Here is a 23,129-nt window from a genome sequence, read left to right as displayed (position 1 = left end):
CTGTGGCAACCGGCAATGAAACAGCCAAAACCGAAACAGCGGCCGCTGCGCAGACATCGCAGCCGGATCCGCGGAAGCGCGTCTACGTGTACGACACCAACACGAAGCAGAAGCTCCCCAACCCCGTTCCTACCTCTTGGCTGGACGGGCGATTCCCCCACCTGAAAGAACAGCCCTCCAAGAAAGAAGGTAAGTAGCCATGGCCCGTCCCGGTCCCAAGATGCTGAATACCGCCAACCGCAAGCTGGCATTCGTTACGACCATCGCGAACATTTCCGCGCCGACCGTCACTGAGGCGAATGCCGGTGTCGAACTCACCTGCCTGGTGACGGCCGCCGACTTCGCTCTCGGCGTGACTGGCAATGAGTCGATCACCGACCCGGCGCTGTGCGACGACGTGGAGACCTCCGTGCCTGGTCGCGCCACGGTGGAGGCGGGGATGAACCTCTTCCGTTTCAAGGACGCCGCCGATGATCTCGGTTGGACCACGTTCGACGGTCGCGGGCTGAACGGATATCTGGTCCAGCGCATTGGTCAGATTGACGACAACCAGCGGCAGGAGGACGTCCCCTTCGCGGCTGCGGACAAGGTTCAGGTCTATGAGGTCACATCCCATGACCCGCAGATCCTCTCCCCTGCGACGGCTGGTTACGAGAAGTTCCGTCAGGTCTTCTCCGCTGGCCGCTTCGATGAGCGCGCAGTGATTGCTGCGGCCGCCGGAGCGTAACCCGCAAGACCAGCGGGCGCGTGTGATTCAGGCTCCACGCGCCCGCTGCACCACCCTTACTGAGCCTGTACCCACTTTCTTGGAGCCTGAAACACCATGACTGAAAACACCCACGAAGAGACCATTGAACTCGACTTTGACGAGTGGCTGGCCGGCGGAGAGCGCAAGGCCCACTTTGTCACCCTGTATGCCCGTGCTGACTTGTACGCGGACATTGAGGAGCTTCAGCGCCAACGCGTCGTCGTGCAGGAGATTCCTGAAGAGGATCGGAGCCTCAGCGACTCCGCAGACAATCCCAACGCCGAGATTGACGACAAGATCAACGCTCTGTGGGAGCAGTTGGGAGCTTCGAAGAAGGAGTTCCGGGTTAGCTCCCGCACGAGCGATGAGGTCAAGGAAATCCGGAGCGCGGTCGAGGCCGAACTGAAGACGGAAGCTGACGAGGCCGCAGCGAAGGCCCGAACGCGTGCGAAGGAGAATGCCAAGCGTCTCGGGATCACGGCGGTCAACGACATCAACGCGATGGTTCGGACGCAGGCCGCTGAAGCCTTCGCTGGTGTCATCGAGCCGGAAGTTACTATCCGTGTCCTGGCTGAGTCTGTCACGACTCGCAAGGGTGACCAGTGGGTCCCGGTCACGGTCGGGCAGATCCGCATGCTTCAGAAGAAGCTCGGCGGTTCGCAGATGGATGCCATCAATCAGGCGTACTCGCGCGCGGCTGGCGAGGCACCGGCGGTGACCGTCCCAAAATCGTAGAGGCTCTGTCCCGGCCGCGCTGGTCGAATCTCCTGCTGGAGGCTAAGACGGCGCGGTCGTGGAAGATCCCGCACACCGTGCTCAGGGGAAGACCTGACGACGGCCGGTGGAACGACAGGGATCGCATGATGGCGCTCGCCCTGACGGCTTACGAAGAGTCGCTCTGCCCTGGCTGCGGTATGCCCGCTCACACGGTGCGCGGCGATGAGAACGTTGGCCGGCATGAGGTTGCGGAGACCATCTGTCACGGCTGCGCGGATCTCGAATCGGCACGGGAAGACAAGAGCCGTCAAACGTACCCGGGCCAGAAGTTGTATCTGGTGGAGGCTTAGCGCTCTCGGCGTATCCCTGCACCGACAAGCAGTGTGACGAGCCCGCCGACTGCTACGAGGACACCGAACCCGGTGGTTCCTCCGCCGTTGCCTGCCATCGCTAGGACAAGCCCAAGTACCAGTACGGCGAGCCCTACAACCAATGCGTTGTGCCCGCGGCGCTGGGCAACCTTTTCCCCCTGTGTGTTCATCCGCACAGTCTATCCCGCACAACAATCCCTGCAAGGAGTGTGTCCCGTTGGCTTCTAACCGCAGTGTTGTTGTCCGGATCAAGGCTGAGTATGCGGCTTTCAAGCGCGACATGGACCAGGTGTCGAAGGCTGCAGAGGATGCCGCTAAGAAGACTGAGCAGTCTGGGGAGCGGGCATCTTCGGCGCTGGGGCGGCTGACGCAGGACGCTTCGAAGAACCGTGAGGCTTGGGACACTGCCGGTAACGCTGCGACTGGCTTCGGGTTGGCCGCGATTGGTGCGGTCACTCTGGCTATCTCGAAGTACGCGTCCTTCGAGAAGGCCATGTCGAATGTGCAGGCGGCGACTCACGAGTCTGCCGCGAACATGGAACTCCTCCGCGGGGCTGCCCTGACGGCCGGCGCCGATACTGCCTACTCGGCGGAGGAAGCCGCAGGGGCGATTGAGGAACTCGCCAAAGCTGGTGTCTCGACCTCAGACATCCTGAACGGCGGCCTGAACGGTGCTCTCGCGCTGGCGGCCGCCGGCGAAATGGATGTCGCTCAGGCTGCGGAGACTGCTGCTTCGGCAATGACCCAGTTCAAGCTCGCCGGTTCAGACATCCCCCACATCGCTGACCTCCTCGCAGCTGGCGCCGGCAAGGCGCAGGGTTCCGTTGAGGACATGGGTGCAGCGCTCAACCAGGCTGGTCTCGTCGCCGCTGGTACTGGTCTGAACATTGAGGAGACCACGGGCACCCTCGCGGCCTTCGCTTCCGCAGGTCTGATCGGGTCGGACGCTGGTACCGCGTTCAAGACGATGCTCCAGCGGCTCAACCCGCAGTCTGAAGCTGCTGCCTCGAAGATGGCTGAGCTCGGCATCTCGGCTTACGACGCGCAGGGCAACTTCATCGGCATGGAGGCCCTGGCTGGCAAGCTGCAGAAGGGCATGTCCGGCCTGTCTGAAGAGGCTCGCGCCACGGCGATGAATGTCATCTTCGGGTCTGATGCTGTGCGTGCCGCGAACGTCCTGTTTGAGCAGGGCGCTGACGGCATCGCCAAGTGGACTGACGCTGTTGACTCCTCTGGCTTCGCCGCTATGACCGCATCTATCAAGCAGGACAACCTGCTGGGCGATCTGGAGAAGCTTGGCGGTGCCTTCGATACCGTCTTCTTGAAGTCCGGCGGGTCAGCGAACGAGTCCCTGCGCGGCCTTGTGCAGACCGTCGAAGGATTCGTGGACGGTATCGGCAAACTGCCGGTCCCAGTCCTTGAGACAGGGCTGGCCCTTACCGGCATTGCTGGGTCGACGGCGCTCGCCATCGGCGGTGTCCTGAAGCTTACACCGGCCGTACTTGACGGGGTGTCAGCGTTCCGCAATCTGGGCACTGAGGGCGGCAAGGTACCGGGCACGCTCGGCAAGATTGCCAAGGGTGCCGGCATCGCCGCTATCGCCATCGGTGCCATCGCTACTGCTGGGCAGATATTCACGACGAAGAACACCAAGTCGGCGGAGGAGTTCGGCAACGCGATCCTCAAGGTTGCGGAGGCTGGAGCGCAAGCCAAGTCTGCGGATCTCGACTCCATTTTCTCCGGTGACTGGGACAGCTCGTTCGGGCAGAAGTCCGTTCAGGTCGACAACATGGCTGATGCCATTGCACGCCTCTCCAATACGGAGTTCGGTGACGGCATCAACCAGTGGGCTGACCAATTCTTCAGTTGGACGGGGCTGGCGCAGAGCGAGACCACACAGGTGAAGAACCGTCTGGCCGATCTTGGTGACGAGATGGGCAATCTGGTATCGAACGGTGGGGCTGAGGCTGCAGCGGACGCGTTCAACCTGCTCGCCAAGGAATTTGAGGCGAACGGCAAGTCAGCGCAGGACGCTCTCAACACCATGCCCGGGTACAAAGATGCTCTTGACGCTCTAGGGCAGTCGGCAGGCGTGGCACTCACCGATACGGAGCTTCTTCAGCTTGCCACGGGGAAGATCCCCGACGTGATGGTGGAAGCTCAGGAGAAGACCGCTCTCGCTGAAGCGCAGTTCGGCACCTATAAGGACGCTGTTGGTGACTCGGTTCCTGTAACTGAGGAGCAGGCCAAGGCTCTTGAGGACGTCGGGCTGGCGGCCGATGGCACCGTTGTGGCCCTGGACAAGTACGTCGAAGCACTCTTCGCCGCGGGCTTATCTGAGATGTCAGCACGTGAGGCAACGGCCGCGCATCAGGAAGCACTCCGCGAGAACGCTGGCGCGATCGATGCAGCACGTGAAGCTCTCGCCAAGCAGTATGAGATGGAGGGCATGAGCGCGGAGTCTGCGAAGGCTCTCGCTGATGCTCAGGACGTGCTCGGTATCGCTCTCAACGAGAACAAGACCGACTTCGACCTAACGAGTGCAGCTGGCGCGGCACTGAACGCTCAGTTCCAAAACGTCGCGACCACCGGCATGGCTGAGGTTGAGGCCAAAGCGAAAGCAGGCGTAGGCCAGCCGGAACTGCAAGCCAACCTCGCGACCACGTTCCAGTCCCTTTTGACAACGCTTGACGGCATGGGCATCACGGGCACGGCTGCGGATGATCTGGCCCGCAAGGTCATGGGCATCCCGCCGGAAGCGAACGTCGACACGTGGATGTCCGACCAAGCGAAGATCATGGCTGAAGCGACCATCGGCACGGTCAACGCGCTCGATGGTCGGGTTGCGAACGTCTACACCAACTACCACGAGACGACGTACCGGCAGATCGTTGACATGCGGGCACGGTCCATAGACACGTCAGCGTCGGATCGCGGGTACTCGCAGGGCGGCGGTGTCGGTGGTCTCGCTTCCGGTGGGCGCCTGCCCACTACGGGACCGGGCACTGACAGGACGGACGGCATCCTTGGTGTCGATCAGACGTCCGGTGCTCCGATCTCGTGGCTGGACGGCGGCGAGTGGGTCATCAATGAGCGGTCCTCCGATAAGTACGACCGCCTGCTGTACGCGATTAACCAGGACAATCTCAGCCTCGCTGGGCTTCCCGGTTTCGCTGGCGGCGGCAGGATGTCCGGGCGGATCGACGGGCTGGGCGCTCGGCCGGGTGAAGCTAACTCGGTGTGGCAGGCGCGTCAGCTTGAGGTCATCAAGGGCATGGAAAGCATCGTCGGGGAACTCGCTGATTGGGAGATCCACGAGGACGGCTCCGGCTGGGTGCGGACCATGGACAACACGATGGTCCATATCAGTGATGGTGTTTGGACTGCGACGAAGGGCATCAATCAGGCGGGTGTCTCGGCCAACGCTACGGCGGGTACCTTCCGCCTCGCAGGTCAGGTGACGAAGCAGGCGGCACGGGCGATCCTCGAAGCCACTGCAGCGGTCAACTCGGCAGGCAAACGGCAGGCTCCTGCGAAGGGTGGAGGCCTTACGGCTCAGGCCGGTGAGGCTAACGCTGTGTGGCGCGGACGGCAGGACCAGTTCGAGCAGGCCTTGTCCAAGCAGTTCGGTGGCATCAAGTACAGCGACATCCACGAGGACGGCTCCGGGCAGATTGTCCTGGACGACGGCCGGCTGGTCGAGCTCAACCAAGGCCGCTGGCGGTTTGTCTCGAAGTTCACCTACGGGGCACCTGCACGGGGTCGAACGCTCTCGAAGTATGCCGGCGGCGGGCGACTGCCGTCTTTCGGTCCGGGAACGGAACGCGAAGACGGCTTCCTTGGTTTGAGCAGTTCGACTGGGGCGCCGTCGTTCTACGCGGACGGCGGCGAGTGGATCGTCAATTCGAAGTCCTCCGAGAAGCATCACAGCCTCATCAGCATGGTCAACGATGATGACCCGCGCCTCGGTCACCTGTACGGGATGTCCAACCGGGGTATCGGTTCCCGCGGGCACGCTTCCACGGTCCGTGTTGATGCCTCCGGTATTGAAGCTGCTGTCGCGCGGGCGATGTCCGGCTGGCGGCCGGTTGTGGACATCAACGGGCAGAAGTTCCACGGCCTGATGAACCGCACCATTGCCGAGAACGGGCCGCTCCCCGCGGCACGGTAACAACCCATGAGAGGGAGACAGTTGAAAGCATATCTAGGCCCGGTCGGGAACCTGATCGGGTTCCGGTGCCCCTCTTCGGAGGAAATCACTCTGGCTGACAACTCCTCCCTCTCGTGGACTCTCGGCGGTAAGCAGAAAGCGCAGTACGGGCTGAACGCTCCCCGCGCTTGGCAGGTCGGTATTGGTTCGGCAACTGCGGATCAGATCGCCGGTCTGGCTGCCCTGATGCGCGGGCTGTACGGTCCCCCACCGTGGGTGTACGTCGGACCGTGGGCGAAGGTCACCAACCTGCTCACACCGGCCGCCTCTGTCCTGCAGGCAGGATCGTGGACGGGATCCGCGGTCCCCGGTGGTTCCGTCACACTCAATGACGGCACACGACCAGCACTCAGCCTTCTTTCAGATACCGGGGCAACCACCAACCTGCCGGAGGTTCCGGCAATCCCTGGCGAGACTGTCACGGGATCCGCATGGGGCGCAGGAGACAGCGGATTCACCGTGAGCCTGGTATTCAGGAGCGCGTCCGGGGCGGAACTCGCCATCACTTCCAGGACCACCGCAGCGTCCTTGGCTGCACCGTTGGTGCGCGGGTCAGTCACCGCCGTTGCTCCCGATGGGGCAACAGGGGTCATTCTTCGCCTCTCTGGGGCGAAACGAGCCGCCCAGCCAGCCGTCTCTTGGACTCCCGCAGTCGCCGCGTGGACGGTGGGTGAGGGTGCACCCAAGGTGATAGCCCAAGGTCTTTCCCATGCGGTCCGGATGGCCGTTCGAGACACACCGTCGCTACGGCGAACTGGTGCATCATTCACCTTGCAGGAGGTCGGTAATGCGTAGCGTCCCCAACTGGCCTGCTGAGAACGATGTAGTTGAGCCAGTTGCACGGGTGGTCCACGGCGGGAAGGATCGGGAGTTCAACTCTCTGTCTCTGTCGCGCGAGCTTCCTTCTTCGATGCACGCTCAGGTCGCACGGGTCGGCGGGCTGACTCAGGCTACCGGTTCTGTCGAATGGGCTGCCCTTGAGGACGTAGCGACGTCTCAGCCCACCGCATTCAACCGTAAGGGTGACTGGCCTCCACGCGTCCGCGACTCGGTTCAGGTCTACACCGGATGCCGGACCGCTACCGGCGAGGCTACTGCTCGGCAACTGAACGGGCACATCGCATCGTCTTCTGGTGACCCGATGCAGGACAGCCGGTCCGGCCTGATCGATCCTATTGCTCGGCTTTCCCAGAAGATCACGCTTCCTCCCCTGCAATCGGAGATGCCGCCCCTCTCAGTCGGTGGACTGTGGCGCGGGCTCGGCTTGTACCCGACGTTCTACACTGACTTGTTCGCTCGTGCTGGCCGCTTCTACTCGACTCCTGGCATGGCCGGCGGGTGTGTTTTCTCCGCGCCGCTCATGGGGTCTACGTGGCCCGAACGGGGAACCCTTGAAAGGAGCCTCCGCTACACGGACGCGAACTTAGCATCACAGGGGTGGAGGGAAACCCCGTGGGGCATGGGTGGTTCCGATCTCACCGCGAACTACTCTCTGTCCGGGGACAGCCGCCTGAACCGCGCCATGGAGATCACAGCACTATTCTCCGTCACCGGTACCGGCAACACGCGTGTCGGGATCGTGTGGGGCACGACTTCCCTGTACCTGGTGCGGTATGCCGACCGTGCAGAGGTTCAACGGTATGACGAGGCCGGCGGTGTAGCGACAGTCGTCTGCACCATGGCTGCTCCAGCGTCGGATGTCCTGACAGCGCGGTTCGTCCCATCTGGGTCGAATGCGGCCGTGACTCTCCGGGACGCTACCGGCCAGCAGGTCACCGGAACGGTTGCAGTCCCCGCGGGCTCGGCGACCACGAACGCGACCGCAGCGTATGTCCGGTCGACAGCAGTTGGGGCGATGGTCGGTGGAGTGCAGGTGTCCTTCCCCGGCGCAACATGGACGTCGGTTAACTACGTGCGCTCAGCGTTCATCACCCCGTCGGCCTACAACGCCACACTCGTCGCCAGCCCGCCTATCAAGCAGCGTCCTGCACGGGATCTGCTTGAGGAGCAGGCCACGGCTGAGCTAGCCGCGCTGTGGATCGACGGTGACGGTTACCTGCACTGGATGAACCGTGACCGCCTCATGGCTCAAGCTCCGGTCACGACTCTGACGACTCTCGACCATCTGAAGAACCTCCGCTGGAAAGAGGACTTCTCCGGAGTGGCATCGAAAGTTGAGGTGACCGGACGTAAGGTCGGTGCACGCCTGATGAGCAAGGACTACAGGCACGAAGTCTGGCGCAGCAACTACAGCCAGGTCGAGGCGGACGGCACCGAAGTGTTCGAGGAGCTCATCCACCCGGACGCCGACGAGGACTGGATCCAAGTCGACACCCTTTTCAACAACACCACGAACCAGGTGCGGGGCAGCGACGTTGCCCTCTATTTCGTCCTCGAACAGGGGACGGAGGGTCAGGCCGGCTACCTCGCTTCGGAGGGCTTCAACCGGGACTGGGTGGGAGCCTCCGTTACCCGGATCGATGACACCACCTACAAGGTCATAACAAACGTTTGGGGCGTATCAACGGCAGGCTGGGACAACCACGAGTTCAGCTTGAGGGTGCCCACCGAGCGGCAAACCGGAGTGGGTAAAACTCCGATGCACCTAGCGGGAATGAACTTCCCGGTTCTCCGCGCCATGGCTAAAACCATGTGGGAGGACGTCACCTACACAGCCAACGCTGGGGCTTGGGACGCACCCGTCCTAACCCACGACGTCGGCTGGTGGGTACAGAACCCGACAGCGGCACAAGCGATAGCGAACCTTATCGCGTCCAGCACCACACTTCCCCGCCCAATCCTGGAGGGTGTGGAAATCGTTCCGGATGCCCGCCTCGAACGCGGCGACGTCGTGACCATCAGTGACCCTGGCATCACGGGGGTTCACTTCACCGCGTTGGTGGTTGGCATCACCGATGAGTACAGCAGCAACCCAATCAGGTGGTCTCAGTCCTGTGACTTCCGGATCATCGACTACACCGTGATAAACCCGACCCTCGCTGAGCTCGACGCAGCGTGGGCCGGACAGTTGCTTTCCGCGCTGGACGCGGCACGTGCTGGGGAGACACTCACCCAGTTCGACACCACACCTCTGAAAGGGGCACCCGCATGAGCGAGCCGCTACCCGACATAACAGTCCCTGACGGCAACTCGCGTTTCAATACCCCAGCCGGTAACGGGTTCGGCCTCTGGTTCGCGCAGCTCCGCCAAAGCATCAACATTGCAATGGCGGAACTCCTCAACCGGGCGCTTGCTGCCATCCCCACGAAGAAGAACGGCAACCCCGATGTCACCTTCAGCGTCGTTGACGCTTCAGGAAAAAGGTCATGGCTAGAGATTGGGCCGGATGGCGGTCCGACCCCGCATGCTGCCGGTTCCATGGCAGAGGCACTAACCGCGAATATCGGTGTCGTCGTAGACGAGAAGGTCGCCGACCTGCCTGTGCCTTCAACCATCAGCGAAGGTCCGGGCCTCGCATTCGTGGCCGTCGATCAGGCTGGCCGCATGTCGGAACTTCAGTTGGATTTGTCAGGCAGGTTCACCGGCCCATTCCCGGATCGAGTTGTTGCCGCTGCAAGCAGTGCAGCGGTCGCCGCGGCGAATCCTGTTGCCGCAACCCCGATCGCGCTCTGGGGTGATTCCATGACCGCACCGGGTTCGGGCTATGGGGAACGACTGACCGCAGAAACTGGAGGTGTCCCGACCCGCAACTATGGCATCGGTGGTCAGTTCACTGAGGCCGTCAGTGCCCGACAAGGCGGGTACCCCGCCACAGTCACCTTCCCGGACAACACCCTGCCGGCGTCTGGAGCGGTGACGGTAACAACGTCGGTGATCATTTACTCCTCGCCCAGCGGCGCCGGCTTGTCCTCGGGTGGAGTGACGATAGCTGGGGTACACGGCACGCTGACCCGTGACAACGCGACGGGCACAGTCACTTTCACACGTGATACGCCTGGTTCCGCTGTATGGGTTCCACCTACCACGCCAATCATCACTGACGAAGCGACCTTGAACCGTGGACAGATGGCAGTCATCTGGTCCGGCCGAAACGGCTTCAAGATAACGCCACCCGAGGACATCGTTCTCCGCCTACAGAAGATGGTGGAGTACATGACCGCTGGGCGGAAGCGCTTCCTGATTCTGGAAGTAGCCCCGGACGCTTCCGAAGTGTCGGTTCCTTCCCCCACCGCTGACCGGGTCAAGCTCGATGCCCTCAACGCGCTGCTACTGAGGACCTTCCCGCATCAGTTTGTGCCCGTCGCCCAGTACTTGCGAGGTCCTGCGCTATCGGACCTCGGGCTTTCCCCCACGGCACAGGACAATACCGATATAGCGAACGGAGTCACGCCGACGTCGCTCCGCTCGGACGGACTGCACCTGAATGCGAACGGAAACACCGCAGCCGCTCGTCTAATCGCCAACACGCTCCGAGCAAAAGGATGGATCACCACATGAGCGGACTGAAACTCGTTCTGCCCACTACCTTCACTGACGTGAGCCTGCCAGTGCTCAGGGACGACCCCGTGCTTTCCAACGGCTCATTGCTTCTGCTAGACCCAAGCCACCCCGCAGCACCCTGGGCGGCAGGGGTGCCGGCTTCCGGATCACTTCTCAACAACGTCGCCTCGGCAGAAGCTGAAAGTCTGTTAAGTGGGGATTTGCGGCCGACCCTTTCCTACACCCCATCAATGAACGACGGCGTGAAGGGAAAGATGGAACGTACGGGCAAGGGTGGACTCCACACCATCATCTCCCGATCTACCCCTTTGGCCTCTGGCGACGGTGCGTCGATTCTTATGGCTCCTGCGGTGGAAAACTACCTAGCCGCCAACAAATCGCACGCTTTCTACCTTTCCTTCTGGGACAGGATGACGCGGGTGAATGGTGGGACGGTGGGCTCGAACGGCGTCATTCAGTACGGCGTAGTAGCGAACGACACTAACAACCTTCTGGCCGCTTTCCGGGCAGACGTGTGGTTCATCTTCGGTTCTACTGGCGGGAATCGCATGGCACCGAACGCTGTCGGCCCGCGGCTCGGCAACGCGCAGGTGGACGCTGGGAAAGCAACCATCAACGCAGCGAACATCAACTCCGCGGGACCGATTTGGGGGGCACCAGCTGCGAGCTATAACAACGCGGTGCTGTCGAGCCGTAACGGTCACTGGCCGTCCTTCGCGTTCTACCGGTTCTATCTGGAGGATCTCACCGTCTCGGGCCGCACCTACGGGGAGGTGGATGCCATCGACAACGCGGAGCACACCAAGCAGGTACTCACACCCGGTGGACGCTACTACGCGGACACCTTCACCGACCCCACGACGATCCCGTAAGGAGGGCCTAGCGCTCAGCCAAATCTTGATCGCGGTTGGTATGCCGGACGCGACTTCAACTGCTGACGCCTCGTGGTATTACCCGGCACATGATTCGCGGCTCAGTGCAGTACCCAGACAACTCAACAGAGGAGCACCATGCAACCCAACTGGAGGCTCAGATGACGCGGGCCGACCTCATCCGGGAACAACAGATGACGAAACGGGCGAAAGTCTATCTGCTGATAGCTACCGCCCGACACCTAGCCGTTGGACTGGCGTGCGTTCTAGCACCATCGTCCTTCAAGTCCGGTTCTTACCAAGGAATCATTGACGCTCTGGCTGGCATCCCGTTCCTGACCTCCATTGAGTTGTGGGGTTGGGCGTTCCTCGGAACTTCCCTCGCCTGCTTTATAGGAGCAGTGATTGGGAGGGAAACACCCGCCCGTGTAGGCCTAGTGTTCTCGGTCGTGACGACGGCTAGTTGGGCAGTAGGTTTCGCAGCATCAATGTTCATGGGCAGTAGCGCGGGATCCACCGGGTTCTTCATCTGGGCGGCCGTCGCCGCGAAGGATGCGACCATGCTCCGCCAACCACTCCGCAACCCATTCGAACCACTCGTACAGAAGCTGGTGGCTGATAAGGCTAGGCGCGACAAGCAGTAGGGGGACCAGTGCCACAGATAGAACTCGATCTACCGGCTCTCATGGTTGGCGTTGCCGCAATCGGAACCCTTGTCTGGAGTGTCCTCTGGGCGCTTCGCGGGCGGAAAGACACCAAGCAACAGCAGGAAGCAGCCAACGAGCTCGCCAACCGGGAGCAGCACTGGGAAGAACTGCAGGAGGACAACGCCACACTCCGCTCGGAGCTACGGCAGGAACGCGCTGACAACAACACACTCCGCACAGAGATCCGCGCCCGCGACGTGCTGGCCCGCCGGCATAGCTTCTGGGACTTCGAAGCGCTCCGCCGTCTGGGAGATAGCGACATCGGGGATCCGCCCGACCTTTACCCGAACTGACACCGCCGACAACGGCGGTTTTTTTATGCCCTGGGAAGGGGTAATCATGGAACCAACCGGCGGTACCGTCTCTCAGGAGTACGGCGTCAACAAGCATTTCTCGTGGCAGCCGTGGGGCCATCTCGGCCGCGACTATGCCGTGGTCATCGGCACCAGCTGCGTAGCCATCGCACCGGGCATCGTGATGTGGGCGGACTGGGGATACAAGATGCCCAAGGCCCTCGCGGACTGGTTCTCCCAGGTGTACGGGAGCACGGCCAGCGGCATCCCCGTCATCCTCGCCCACGCGGGCGCTGAGCGTGGCGCACCGGGCGGATGGTTCTCCATCTACGCGCATCTGTCCTCCACTCACCTGTACCACAAGAGCGCGTTCCACAAGGCTTCCGTGGTCAAGGACGGCGAAGTCATCGGCAAGTCCGGCAATACCGGCAACAGCACCGGACCGCACCTGCACTTCGAGGTCTTCACCACGGATGGACGGAACCCCGGGACGTTCGGCAGGTACGATCCGCGGAACCAGATCGCAGCGGAGAACGCACGTCGAATCGCTGAGCGCGCTCTGGCAGCCGCGAAGCCGAAGACCGGACCGATGCAGCGGTTAGTCTCCGCCGGCGGTGTGAATGAGCTCGACCGGCCGACGACTCACGGCGCGAAGGTACTGCGCACGTTCAAGGCTGGTTCGGTCCTGAACTTCAAGGGTTATGCCATCGGGCAGCGCCTCAAGGGCATGAACGGCTGGTTCGTCGGGATCTCCGGCGGATACTTCCACGTCTCGCACTTCACCCAGCGCGACGTAAAGGGACTGCCGAACCTCATCCGCACCACGGGCGGGGCGAAGGTCGCACGGCGTTCCTCCCCAAAGATCCTGCGCGGGAACGTGAAGAACTACCTCAAGGCGCATACGTCCTACGTCATCGAGGCGTACACCACGGGTGACACCTTCGCCGGCTCGAACATCTGGTTCAAGGTGCAGGGCAGCGACGGCTGGGCGCACTCCCGGCTATTCACCAGCCAATCCATCGTTGGCCTGAAGAAACTCTGAGAAGGAGAAGAAACAATGGCAGCAACAGCAGATCCCCGTCAGCTTTCCCCCAAGGTGAAGGCAATCCCCATCGTGGGCGCGCTCCTCTTCGCCCTTTGCTCCGGCCTCGCGGCCATCACCCCGGACATGCTCTCCGCACTCGGTCCGTGGGCTGTCCCGGTCGGCGTGGTCGCGACCACCTTCGCTGCGTGGGGTCTGGCCTATTGGCGGGCCGATCCCCTGCGTGTGGACTACTTCCAGCAGAAGGCCGCGCATGACGCAGCGGAAGCCGAACAGGCAGCCGTGGCCGCGAATGAATCCGCTGAGACCACGCTGACGGATGAGGATGATTACAAGGGCAAGCACGTGGCGGATCCGATCGAGTACGACGAACGAGGCTAACCACCTCGCAACGAGTAAAACCCACCGTCCCAAAGGGCGGTGGGTCTTACTTTCAGTTCGTGGTCACTATGTCGCCGAATCGGTTGCTACCTCGCCAGGCGCCGTCGGGTCGTCCACCTCGTCTGCGGAAAATACGAGATCACCTTGGCGGATTATCGGCATGAGCAGCCCTTCGCCAAAGACTTTTACGGTGTGAGTATGAATCGCTTCTCGGACATATGGGAGCAAAGCCATCAGAGCAACTCGGTTAGCGAAGTCGAGGCCAATCTCCTCTGAGACCTTCAACTCCTCACTCAGCTCGTACATCACTCCGGCGTCAACGACGACGTCACCCTGAGGTACGGACAGCGCCGTCCGGAGGCGGACCTGAAATGAACCAGCTCTTGCCTGAAGCTTTAGATCGAATTCGGGCGGCTCTGGCTCGTCCGTCCCTATGCTTTCACCGAAACCTGCACGCGACCTCGCACTAATTTCGAAGAATTCGATACCGCCAAGCGTTACGGCGGCGAGTAGCTCTTCGGTGGAACTGACCTCCGTCGTACTCATGGCAGTTTCCTTTGCCATCAAACCATTGCTGCTTTCTTCACAGGCCGCGTGTAGCCCTGCACATGGTTGACCCGAACAGCGGGAGTCGCCGTACGAGGAGTGAACTGGATAACGTTCGACTCACTACGGGCCGTGACTGTCCAAGCGGAGTCACCGTCCCTCGACCATTGCCGGCGTCGTGCTTGGAAACCGTTGCAAGCTTCGATGTATTCGATGCTCAAGGGCTCAGCAGAATACAGATCCTGAACGGGGACATTCTGTTGAATCAGCCATCGGAACACCTCGGACCATGCCCACAGTTTCATCGAGCCAGTAGTTGTGAACGAGGTGGGGAAAGCTGAGCGGCGCTTTCCCGTCGACCACAAACGAACCGTCTCACGCGATATGTCGCAGCGATCGGCTATCTCGGAAAGCGAAACTAGGTCAAGGTTTATTCGAAGGATGTGAACCTCGGGCAGGCGGTCTGCCAGGAAACGGTTGAATATGTGCCAGGCATGGCGCTCTGTGCTGGCGAGGATAGTGGCGTCTAGCTCTGTCTCTCCGTCGATCTCGGCTGCAACTATCGAGAACGGCGCGGAGTAGAGACGGTCGAGCTGGACGTCGTCGTCAGCATCGAACCCGTGCACGCGCACAGTGAAGTTAAATTCACGCAAGGCGGTTTCTCTCTGTCGGGGTAGGTATATGTAGTACAACACCTATGTTGGCACTTGGCAACGTGTGTTCGCTCACCACTGAACTCGGTCCGGAGCGCTACCATGCGGGCACTTGCGAGCGAGCCGCCAGAGTGCCCTTGCGGTGTTACTCGCCGTTCCGTTCACGTGCACCTTGCATCCGGAACCGCACCTTAATTCTCCTGCTCGGTGAGCGCTCTTCCCAACGTCGGTGTCATACTCCCATCCGAAATCTTTCTGAAGCGCACGGATACACTTTTTCGCGTCCGAGTCTTTGGGCCAACCGCCCACCTATCGATACCCCATCAATTTCAACAGTCTCCCAATCTCGTTATCAGACGAGTATATGGGCGCACAATCTCGAGACGCCCAGCCCGTGGATAACTATGCATCCAAAAAGTCCGGCGTGACCGCGTTGGTCCACACCCAGCCTTCGCGCTCGTTCTTGATGATTGGTTCGAGGAAGCGAACTTTGACGGCCCGTGTGTTCCAGGCGACTGCGTGGGCTTTGAGGCGGACAGCTTTGGTGGGGTATCGAATCCAGACGTGGACCCTGCGCGGTTCAGGGAACACCCGTTCGGGGTCGTTGGCGAGGTCGACTTCGATGGCGGTGAGGAGCATGGGTTCTTCGCGCATCGCCCAGTTGTCGAGCCACTTTGTCGACGTTGGCGGCACCGTACCGCTTGTTCTGACCCACACGATTAACGATAGAACACGTGTTCGACATTCGAACCGCTGGTACTGGTCGAATAAAGTGGGAGCCGTGCCCGAACCCCGCTTCCTCAAACTGACCGACGTCGCCGAAGAACTCAGCATCAGCATGTCGCAGACGTACGCACTGGTGAAAAGTGGTGACCTTCCCGCGATACAGGTCGGCGGACGTGGGCAATGGCGGGTAGAGCGGGTCAAGCTTGAGGAGTACATCGAGCGGAAGTATGCCCTGGCGGCAGGCAACCTGAAGGACCTTCCCGCCGACGATTGTCCGACCACCTAGGCGTCCATGGCGCCCTCAGCGACCCAACCGACGGCCATCTCGTCGAGGAAATACTTCGCCGCATCGACCGGGGTAAACCGGCCCCGGAACTCACAGGGGCCGATTGGAGATGGCCCGATGAACGATCGCTTGATTTCGCCTTTACCACCAGCCAGCTTGTTGGCCGAAAGCGACTACGACCGGTACTGCTGCGATGATGCCGCCTATCGCTGCAAGAAATGCGAGCGTGGCGGCCAACCAAAAGTGCCGGTTCTCCGTCTTGGAGCTCTCGTCCATCGCTAGCAGCATCTTCTTTAGGGTTAGCGCAGTCTCAACAGCGGCTTGCGCGGACTCCTCCTCCCGGGCTTGACGCTGTTTGGCCGCACTCCTCACCTTGGCGATAACGTCCTCGCCTGGGATGGGTGCCGAGTAGTGCTGGCGCGCCAGGTCGTTACCGGTGGGTGGTGGAACAACCTGTGTAGGAGTTGTGCTGCTGCCCGGGCCGTCAATTTTCACTGGAGATTGCAGTTTAGGCATTCGAATCGCTTCGCGGATCAAACCGTTGACCCGCTTGTTCAGGTCCTGGAAGGGTTTACTCACCGATGCGCGCAGTAGCGCCATGGTTTCGGCCATCTTCACCTTTGCTGCCTCGTACTCCACGCGCTCCTCGGCGCTGAGTTCGAAGTCGATGCCCCGGTCTTCGGCCTCAGCGATCTCTTCGAATCGCTCAAGCGTCATGCCGCCTTCTCCATCATCCTGAAAGTCTTCGATCCGGGCATGAAATTCTGATGAGTCAATACCGTCTGAATCGTCAGGGCTACTGTTCGTCGCTTCGGTCATGTACTAATCCTATGGAGCAAGCTGCGAGGCACTCCCTTAGATTGGCCTCTTGGGATGACATCGGCAGTTCGGACCGTTGAGGCACCCGCCCGAAGATCGGCCGGCAACACGACCAACGAATAATGAATCAGCGGGCGAAGCGGTCCAACACGCCTGTAGCGTCCGGCGCAAGCCCGTTTCACTGAATTCAGGATGCCAGCTTCCGCCAGCACAGCCTCACCACCACCCCGGCGAGTGGCTAGTCGTCGCGCATTACGATCATCTCGTACCAACGATCTAACATCATCTGAGTGAGCACGCTCTCGGATCTTCTCAACGACTCGAACGTCGAGCAGCTATCTGCCCGCCGCATCACGGCGATCACTGCGGCGAAAGGAACGGTCGTCTCGAACACATCTGTTTCGAAGTACCTGCGAGCTGAACCGGAAGAACCGAGCGAAAAAGTGCTGCGGGCTTTCTCCCTAGCCCTGGCCATCCCAATGACTAAGTTACGGGATGCCGCCGGTCTGCCCACTGGGGAAATTGAACCGTTCGTGCTGCCTGAGTCAGCCAACCGGCTGACTCAGCCGCCAGCGAGAACTCGTGCTTCACACCATCAGGGTGCTCCTCAACGAGGATTAGCGAACATACTTTGTGATCCAGTAGCAGGAACGTCGCTAACAGGGGCAGTCGCCCTTGCAGTCCAGACCATTCGCTGCACAGCCGGCTGCACACACGTGAGCACCGATCGGGCCCAACGCGCTACACGCTGCGATGCAGCCGGCGGCTATGGCGGAGCACTTCGCTATGCACGGCCAACAGCCCTTTTTCTTCCCGGCAACGGCTCCACGAGTCTCGTCGTCTTGCGAAGCCACTGCCTCCAGCTTCGAAACTAGAACCTGAACAGCTGGGATCTGTTTATTGCTCGGTTCCCCCAGCGCCAACCTTGGCTTGCCGGGTGGAATCTCCTCACGACCATTCACCAGCAGTCGTTCCGAGCCATGGTCACGTATCGCTTCCACTGTTCTTGTCTCGTCCCCGGGAACGAACGAAGTGACGATCGTATGGCCTCGTCCCTCGCCATGAGTGATCATGAACGAGTACAACGGAACGCCGTCTCGGAAGAGCGTGGATGTGACCGTAGGTGTCTCTTCCCCGGATGCTTGGACAAGGAGCCGGAAGCTCTGCCCGTCCTCAGTGTTTGTCTCATCGAAGGTAAACATGGCTCATGGTATTGCCGATCCCTTATCTGATCTAGAGGGGAAAGATCGATGCGCGGTCACCAAACGTGCTCCAGCCCGTAAGGACTTAGTCCTTTCATGAATGGCTTCAAGTCCTCGGGTTCCGGCTGCGGAATTTCCGGCATCCTGATCAACCGCAAGGGGTCAATGGACGACCGATAGTCCTGCACCCAGGAAGCCCATTCTTGTGCTCGGGCAACATCCTCCGGATCGGTGAGAAACTGAATGCGGGACTCAACCGCAGAAAGATACTGATCGAAGTTTTACGGTCAATTCCCATTCCTGAAGTTGTGCTCCCCGCGCTCGAAGGCGTACCTCGTTGGCGTATTCGACCTCCGCTCTCAACCGGGCGGCATCCCACTCCATCGCCCGCTCCTCCTGCCGTCGCAGATTCCTTTCGGCTGCTACGACTGCGTCCTCAGACGGTTCCCAGCAGCGACGTATCCAATACCGAACGAGCGGTTGCATGTCACCCATTGAGGGCCGTCTAGACAAAATCGCCGGCGCGATTCGAAAGGAACATAGCCCGAAATCTGTACCCCTTTACGCGCCGCCACGGTGAACCCCTGATCTTCCGCGATTGTGGACAGATCCTGCAGTAGTGCCAACGCCCGCTGCTGCTGATCCTTCGAGATGTGCGCCAGAACCCTAGATTCAACTAGCGGCCGCACCGCCGGGTGCCATTTACTCATTCCTCATTGAACGTCATGAGCGGTTCCATGTGACACCGGCAACGGGGATGGGAGAAAGTGTGTCCTGCAGCAACTCAAAGTCAGCACTGAGCAGGTGTGAATCGTTCTTTGCTCGTACCGCTTCGCTGAGTGACTGGCAAGGTCGCTGCGACAAATGCATGAGTGGATCGGGAAGCTCGCTTTAGACCCTTGGTTCCTGTTGGAGAGAACGGCGTCCCGACACCTAAAGCGTTGTTAGGCTCTGCGCATGAATGACTTCGATCTGTCTGATAGTCCACGGGTTGAGGGTGGAGTGGACGAGCTGCGATGGCAGCAATGCAAAACCTTCGAGGGCGCTTGTGAACTCACGGCCTTATGGCTTGAAGGGCGCAGCCACTACTTGCCGGGTTACATGGCTGCCGGCCCCGCCACCGAGACTGGGCCAATAAGTGAATCTCTTGCAGCCATCAACCGGCTCGGGTTTCTGACTGAGGATTCCCAGCCGGGACTGCGGGACCAGCGGGCGTACGTCACTGGCTATGTACAGGAATACACGATGGGAATGCTGTCCCGCATCCTTTCGAATTCGGAGCTCGTGATGATCTGTTTTCCTCCCGGCACGACTGGCGAGAGCCAGATATGTGTTTCGCTGGACGGGAAGACAGAATTCACCTGGCTTGGAAGGTTCGGAGGTGCTTCAGACCTGAAAGACACCTATGGCTCTTTGAACGATGCGCTCTGGCTCGATCTGTCCCGGTGCTGGGGGCTTCAGATATTCGACCCTGTATGGGGAAGAAATGCGAGGCTACTCCCAGCCTTGACGATCGCCCTCGAAGCAGCCGCGGGCTGAGCGGGCCGAACGACGCTTGCTTCCAGCCCCTGCCAAAAAATGCGCGGTGCTTTCACTTCTGTCAGTGGCAGAAAGTAGCGTTGGGCCTTCGAGCCGGGCGATCGCGGCTGGGCGCGATCGCCGGGCTTCTAGAGAGACAGAATGAGCTTCTCTACAACATTGGGCTGAACACCGTCGAGAACAAGGATTATTGGCGCCAGCAGAACGAGCAGTAGCTTCCCACAGGTGGCGGGCCAGAAGTCCAGTTCAAATTGTTCGTCGCGTGCGGCCTTCTGTGCCCATGGCCAAGCATGCTAGTCCGCAGAAAGTCCGCAAGAAAGTCCGCAACAGGCCACTTTCCCACCATCCCAGCCAACACACGAAAGCGCGGAAACAAGCAGAACGCAGCACTTCCCAAAACCCGGCAATCACCCTTGTCGAGTTCGAGCTGTACTACGGCGTCTAGCCGATGAAGGAAGGGCCGCACTTCGGTGCGGCCCTTCCTTCATTTAAGGCCGCACCATCCGGGAAGCAAGCGCCGAACGTTCGAGGGACGCTAGTCCCCGTAGCCGTAGAAGTACCGTTCGAAAATCGCTCGGCTTCGGCGGGTCAGGCGAAGGTAATCCTCTTCCAGCTGCGTGCCCTGGCCCGCGCCGTAGCCGCACCAGCGCGCCACCGCTTCAAGGTCGCGGCGCGACGACGGCACGACGTCCGACTGCTTGCCACCCCACACTGTGTTCGCCGCCCGGATTCGCGAGACAAGCCGCCAGCTCGCTCGCAGCGTGGCGACGTCGTCGGCTGGCAGGAGACCGTGCTCCTCCACCGCGTCCATTGCTTCGAGTGTCGACGTGGTCCGCAGGGCGGGTATCTCGCGCGCATGCTGCAACTGCAGGAGTTGAACAAGCCACTCGACGTCGCTCAGGCCTCCGCGTCCCAGTTTGAGGTGACGGGACGGGTCAGCACCGCGGGGCAGCCGTTCTGACTCCATACGCGCCTTGAGGCGCCTGATCTCGCGCAGGTCAGTTTCCGTGACGTTGCGTTCATATCGCAGCGGATCGATCAGCTGTAGAAATTCCCCAGCGAGCTTGTCATTCCCTGCCATCGGAAGTGCCCGCAGCAGAGCCTGTGATTCCCAGACGAGTGACCAGCGCCGGTAGTACTCGCGGAACGACTCCAGTGAGCGCACCATCGGCCCCTGCTTGCCTTCAGGCCGGAGATCAGCGTCGACCTCAAGGACACGTTCCGCCAGAATAGGCGGCGTACACGGCTGTTGCAGGAGTTGCCGCAGCTGACCGACAATCCGCTCAGCCTGGGTCTGAGCAGCCGCCGGATCGGCTCCTTCGCGGGGACGGTGCACATACATGACATCGGCGTCGGACCCGTAGGTGATCTCCCGCCCGCCCTGGCGCCCCATGGCAATAACGACGACGTCGGTCAGCGCCTGCTCGCCAGCGTAGACTTCCGCTTCCGCAACGTTGAGCGCGCCGAGCACGGCCGCTCGATCCGCGTCGGCGAGTGCCGGCCCGACGTCCTCCTGCCTGAGCAGCCCGGAACTGTCGGCGATAGCAATACGAAGGATCTCACGACGCCGGATGAGGCGGATAAGGCGTATCGCCTCCTTCGGTGCGGGATGCCGGGACATCTTCGACTGGATTTCCTGCCACTGGACTTCGAAGGGCAGCGGCAGCAACTCCTTGTCGGAACCCAGCCATTTCGTCGACTCAGGAGAGACCTCCAGCAGGTCGGTGATGAACCGGCTGGAGGATAGGACGTGGCATAAGCGCTCGGCCGCTGCCTTGGAGTCCCGGAGCATCCCCAGGTACCAGTGGGTCTCCCCCAGCGACTCGCTGAGGCGCCGGAAGCCTAGGAGCCCGGCGTCGGGGTCAACGCCGTCAGCCAGCCAGTCCAGCAGGACCGGCAGAAGCTGCCGCTGCAGCGCGGACCGACGGCTGATCCCGGTGGTGAGTGCCTCGATATGCCGCAGGGCTCCGCGCGGGTCAACGTAACCCAGGGCGGCAAGCCGGGCCCGTGCTGCCTCGGGAGTGAGGCGAACCTCGTCCGCGCTGAGGTTGGCCGCGGCGTTGAGCAGCGGCCGGTAGAAGATCGATTCGTGCAGTCGCCGCACCTGGCGCTTGGTCTGCTGCCACTGCTCGGTGAGGGAAGCCGCCGTCGGGCGCGTGACCAGCAGCGAGCTCCCGGAGGATTTGGCGAGTGCCTTCAGGCTCGCTTCGTCTTCAGGCATGAGGTGGGTCCGTCGCATTTGAACAAGCTGGATGCGGTGCTCCAGCACGCGCAGGAACCGGTAGGACCGATCAAACTCCTCAGCATCACGGCGACCGATATAGCCGGCTGTGCTCAGCGCTGCGATGGCCGAGGTGGTGGCTCGGGTTCGCAGGGTGTCATCGACTTTCCCATGGACAAGCTGCAGCAGCTGCACAGTGAATTCAACGTCGCGGAGGCCGCCGGCGCCCAGCTTGAGCTGCCGGTTGACTTCATGGGACGGGATGTTCTCCGTGACCCGTCGTCTCATCGCCTGGACCGACTCAACGAACCCCTCTCGCTCCGAGGAAGTCCAGACCAGGGCGGAGACTGCCCCTGCATACCGGGCTCCGAGGTCGGCATCTCCGGCGATCGGCCGGGCCTTCAGGAGGGCCTGAAATTCCCAGGTCTGTGCCCAGCGGGCGTAGTAGGACAGATGCGAATCCAGCGTGCGTACGAGCGGCCCGTCCTTGCCCTCGGGACGCAGGTTGGCGTCAACCTCCCACAAGCCCGGCTCTCGGCCCGATGACATGACGGCCCGGGAAATCCCGGCTGCGAGGGCCGTGCCAATCCGGACCGCCGTATCTTCACCGAGTCCCTCTGCCTCGATGACGTAGATGACATCCACATCCGAAATGTAGTTCAGTTCACCGGCTCCGCACTTGCCCATCCCGATCACCGCCAATCGCACGGCGGCGATCTCATCGGCAGGAAAGGTGCCCTCGAGCTCCTTCCGGGCGACGGCAAGAGCCGCTTCCAGCGCCGCAGCGGCAAGGTCGGCAAGCTCCTGCCCGACGGAGGGAAGGAAGTCGGTCGGCGAAGCGGCACTGAGATCACGGATCGCCAGTTCGGTAAGGTGCCGACGGTAGCGCGTGCGCAGCGCGCGGTACGCTTCCTCTCCGGTTACCGCGGCAACCGGGTTCGGCTGTCCGGCATCCGCGCCAACGGATTGCAGGAGGGACGTCCGCAGCAGCCCCGCGTCCACTCTTTCGGGCTCAGCGGTAGTCCGAACCTTCACGACGTCGGAATGCTCCGGGTGACGCATGAGAAACTCCGCCAGGGCTTCCGAGGCTCCAAGCAGGCGGAACAGCGCTTCAGGGTCACCGTCGTCGTCCTGTACCAGAGAACCGATCTCCGGCTGCACCGCGAGCAGCCGAACCAGCGACTGAAGGGCAAGGTCTGGGTTCGCCGCGTGGCTGAGCCCGGCGAACAGTCTGTCCTCGGGGATGTCACGAAGCTCGGCGGCAGCAAGAAACCGGCTGCTCTTGTCGAGATCCGTGAATCCCCTGCTGATCAGTTCCCTATTGAGGCTCATGTG

At 61.4% G+C, this 23,129-nt stretch carries 21 protein-coding genes; 15 read left to right on the top strand and 6 right to left on the bottom strand.

Annotated features, from left to right (window positions below):
- Positions 1 to 2 precede the first annotated feature (2 nt).
- The 4 genes from M1D74_RS07115 (at position 3) to M1D74_RS07100 (ending at position 1,815) form a co-directional block, all read left to right on the top strand.
- Positions 3 to 197 (top strand): hypothetical protein, encoded by a 195-nt coding sequence (locus M1D74_RS07115; protein ID WP_458116970.1) that lies wholly within the window; start codon positions 3 to 5, stop codon positions 195 to 197.
- A gap of 2 nt (positions 198 to 199) precedes the next feature.
- The gene (locus tag M1D74_RS07110; protein WP_458116969.1) at positions 200 to 727 is read left to right on the top strand and encodes a phage tail tube protein; all 528 of its coding nucleotides are present in this window, start codon (positions 200 to 202) and stop codon (positions 725 to 727) included.
- Between the two features lie 96 nt (positions 728 to 823).
- The gene (locus tag M1D74_RS07105; RefSeq protein WP_458116968.1) at positions 824 to 1,483 is read left to right on the top strand and encodes a hypothetical protein; all 660 of its coding nucleotides are present in this window, start codon (positions 824 to 826) and stop codon (positions 1,481 to 1,483) included.
- A 125-nt stretch (positions 1,484 to 1,608) separates the two neighbouring features.
- Positions 1,609 to 1,815: a hypothetical protein gene (locus M1D74_RS07100; RefSeq protein WP_458116967.1), complete on the top strand. Its 207-nt coding sequence runs from the start codon at positions 1,609 to 1,611 to the stop codon at positions 1,813 to 1,815.
- On the opposite strand, the gene M1D74_RS07095 is transcribed toward M1D74_RS07100, so the two are convergent.
- Entirely contained in the window at positions 1,812 to 2,006 is a 195-nt protein-coding gene (locus tag M1D74_RS07095) for a hypothetical protein (protein WP_458116966.1), read from the bottom strand. The genes M1D74_RS07100 and M1D74_RS07095 overlap by 4 nt on opposite strands.
- Positions 2,007 to 2,053: 47 nt before the next feature.
- Here M1D74_RS07095 and M1D74_RS07090 point away from each other — a divergent pair, with 47 nt between their 5' ends.
- From M1D74_RS07090 to M1D74_RS07050, 9 genes are all read left to right on the top strand, one after another.
- Positions 2,054 to 6,007: a phage tail tape measure protein gene (locus tag M1D74_RS07090; protein ID WP_458116965.1), complete on the top strand. Its 3,954-nt coding sequence runs from the start codon at positions 2,054 to 2,056 to the stop codon at positions 6,005 to 6,007.
- Positions 6,008 to 6,028: 21 nt separating this feature from the next.
- Positions 6,029 to 6,841: a hypothetical protein gene (locus tag M1D74_RS07085; RefSeq protein WP_458116964.1), complete on the top strand. Its 813-nt coding sequence runs from the start codon at positions 6,029 to 6,031 to the stop codon at positions 6,839 to 6,841.
- Entirely contained in the window at positions 6,834 to 9,158 is a 2,325-nt protein-coding gene (locus M1D74_RS07080) for a hypothetical protein (protein ID WP_458116963.1), read from the top strand. Before M1D74_RS07085 ends, M1D74_RS07080 begins: the two co-directional genes overlap by 8 nt.
- Entirely contained in the window at positions 9,155 to 10,504 is a 1,350-nt protein-coding gene (locus tag M1D74_RS07075) for a hypothetical protein (RefSeq protein WP_458116962.1), read from the top strand. Before M1D74_RS07080 ends, M1D74_RS07075 begins: the two co-directional genes overlap by 4 nt.
- Positions 10,501 to 11,379 carry a hypothetical protein gene (locus M1D74_RS07070; protein WP_458116961.1) on the top strand — a complete coding sequence of 293 codons (879 nt, stop codon included), beginning with the start codon at positions 10,501 to 10,503 and terminating at the stop codon, positions 11,377 to 11,379. The genes M1D74_RS07075 and M1D74_RS07070 overlap by 4 nt, the downstream gene beginning before the upstream one ends.
- A 161-nt stretch (positions 11,380 to 11,540) precedes the next feature.
- Positions 11,541 to 12,023, top strand: coding sequence for a hypothetical protein (locus M1D74_RS07065; protein WP_458116960.1), 483 nt, complete (start codon positions 11,541 to 11,543; stop codon positions 12,021 to 12,023).
- 8 nt (positions 12,024 to 12,031) lie between these two features.
- Positions 12,032 to 12,379 (top strand): hypothetical protein, encoded by a 348-nt coding sequence (locus M1D74_RS07060; RefSeq protein WP_458116959.1) that lies wholly within the window; start codon positions 12,032 to 12,034, stop codon positions 12,377 to 12,379.
- A gap of 46 nt (positions 12,380 to 12,425) precedes the next feature.
- The gene (locus M1D74_RS07055) at positions 12,426 to 13,421 is read left to right on the top strand and encodes a M23 family metallopeptidase (RefSeq protein WP_458116958.1); all 996 of its coding nucleotides are present in this window, start codon (positions 12,426 to 12,428) and stop codon (positions 13,419 to 13,421) included.
- A gap of 15 nt (positions 13,422 to 13,436) precedes the next feature.
- Positions 13,437 to 13,802, top strand: coding sequence for a hypothetical protein (locus tag M1D74_RS07050; protein ID WP_458116957.1), 366 nt, complete (start codon positions 13,437 to 13,439; stop codon positions 13,800 to 13,802).
- A gap of 66 nt (positions 13,803 to 13,868) precedes the next feature.
- On the opposite strand, the gene M1D74_RS07045 is transcribed toward M1D74_RS07050, so the two are convergent.
- From M1D74_RS07045 to M1D74_RS07035, 3 genes are all read right to left on the bottom strand, one after another.
- The gene (locus tag M1D74_RS07045) at positions 13,869 to 14,348 is read right to left on the bottom strand and encodes a hypothetical protein (protein WP_458116956.1); all 480 of its coding nucleotides are present in this window, start codon (positions 14,346 to 14,348) and stop codon (positions 13,869 to 13,871) included.
- Between the two features lie 17 nt (positions 14,349 to 14,365).
- Positions 14,366 to 15,001 (bottom strand): hypothetical protein, encoded by a 636-nt coding sequence (locus tag M1D74_RS07040; protein ID WP_458116955.1) that lies wholly within the window; start codon positions 14,999 to 15,001, stop codon positions 14,366 to 14,368.
- Positions 15,002 to 15,403: 402 nt separating this feature from the next.
- On the bottom strand, positions 15,404 to 15,655 hold the full coding sequence (locus tag M1D74_RS07035; protein WP_458116954.1) for a hypothetical protein: 252 nt from the start codon (positions 15,653 to 15,655) through the stop codon (positions 15,404 to 15,406).
- Between the two features lie 127 nt (positions 15,656 to 15,782).
- On the opposite strand from M1D74_RS07035, the gene M1D74_RS07030 reads away from it, so the two are divergent.
- Positions 15,783 to 16,013: a helix-turn-helix transcriptional regulator gene (locus tag M1D74_RS07030; protein WP_458116953.1), complete on the top strand. Its 231-nt coding sequence runs from the start codon at positions 15,783 to 15,785 to the stop codon at positions 16,011 to 16,013.
- 141 nt (positions 16,014 to 16,154) lie between these two features.
- Here the strand turns inward: M1D74_RS07030 and M1D74_RS07025 are convergent, their stop codons facing one another.
- Positions 16,155 to 16,832 (bottom strand): hypothetical protein, encoded by a 678-nt coding sequence (locus M1D74_RS07025; RefSeq protein WP_458116952.1) that lies wholly within the window; start codon positions 16,830 to 16,832, stop codon positions 16,155 to 16,157.
- Positions 16,833 to 18,991: 2,159 nt separating this feature from the next.
- Between M1D74_RS07025 and M1D74_RS07020 the strand changes: the two genes are divergently transcribed.
- On the top strand, positions 18,992 to 19,573 hold the full coding sequence (locus tag M1D74_RS07020) for a DUF6919 domain-containing protein (RefSeq protein ID WP_458116951.1): 582 nt from the start codon (positions 18,992 to 18,994) through the stop codon (positions 19,571 to 19,573).
- A gap of 535 nt (positions 19,574 to 20,108) precedes the next feature.
- On the opposite strand, the gene M1D74_RS07015 is transcribed toward M1D74_RS07020, so the two are convergent.
- A complete protein-coding gene (locus M1D74_RS07015; protein WP_458116950.1) occupies positions 20,109 to 23,126 on the bottom strand; it encodes a bifunctional [glutamine synthetase] adenylyltransferase/[glutamine synthetase]-adenylyl-L-tyrosine phosphorylase in 3,018 nt (1,005 codons plus the stop codon).
- Positions 23,127 to 23,129: the final 3 nt, after the last annotated feature.

Source organism: Arthrobacter sp. D2-10 (assembly GCF_054161285.1).
This window is presented reverse-complemented; position numbering and strand designations above follow the sequence as displayed.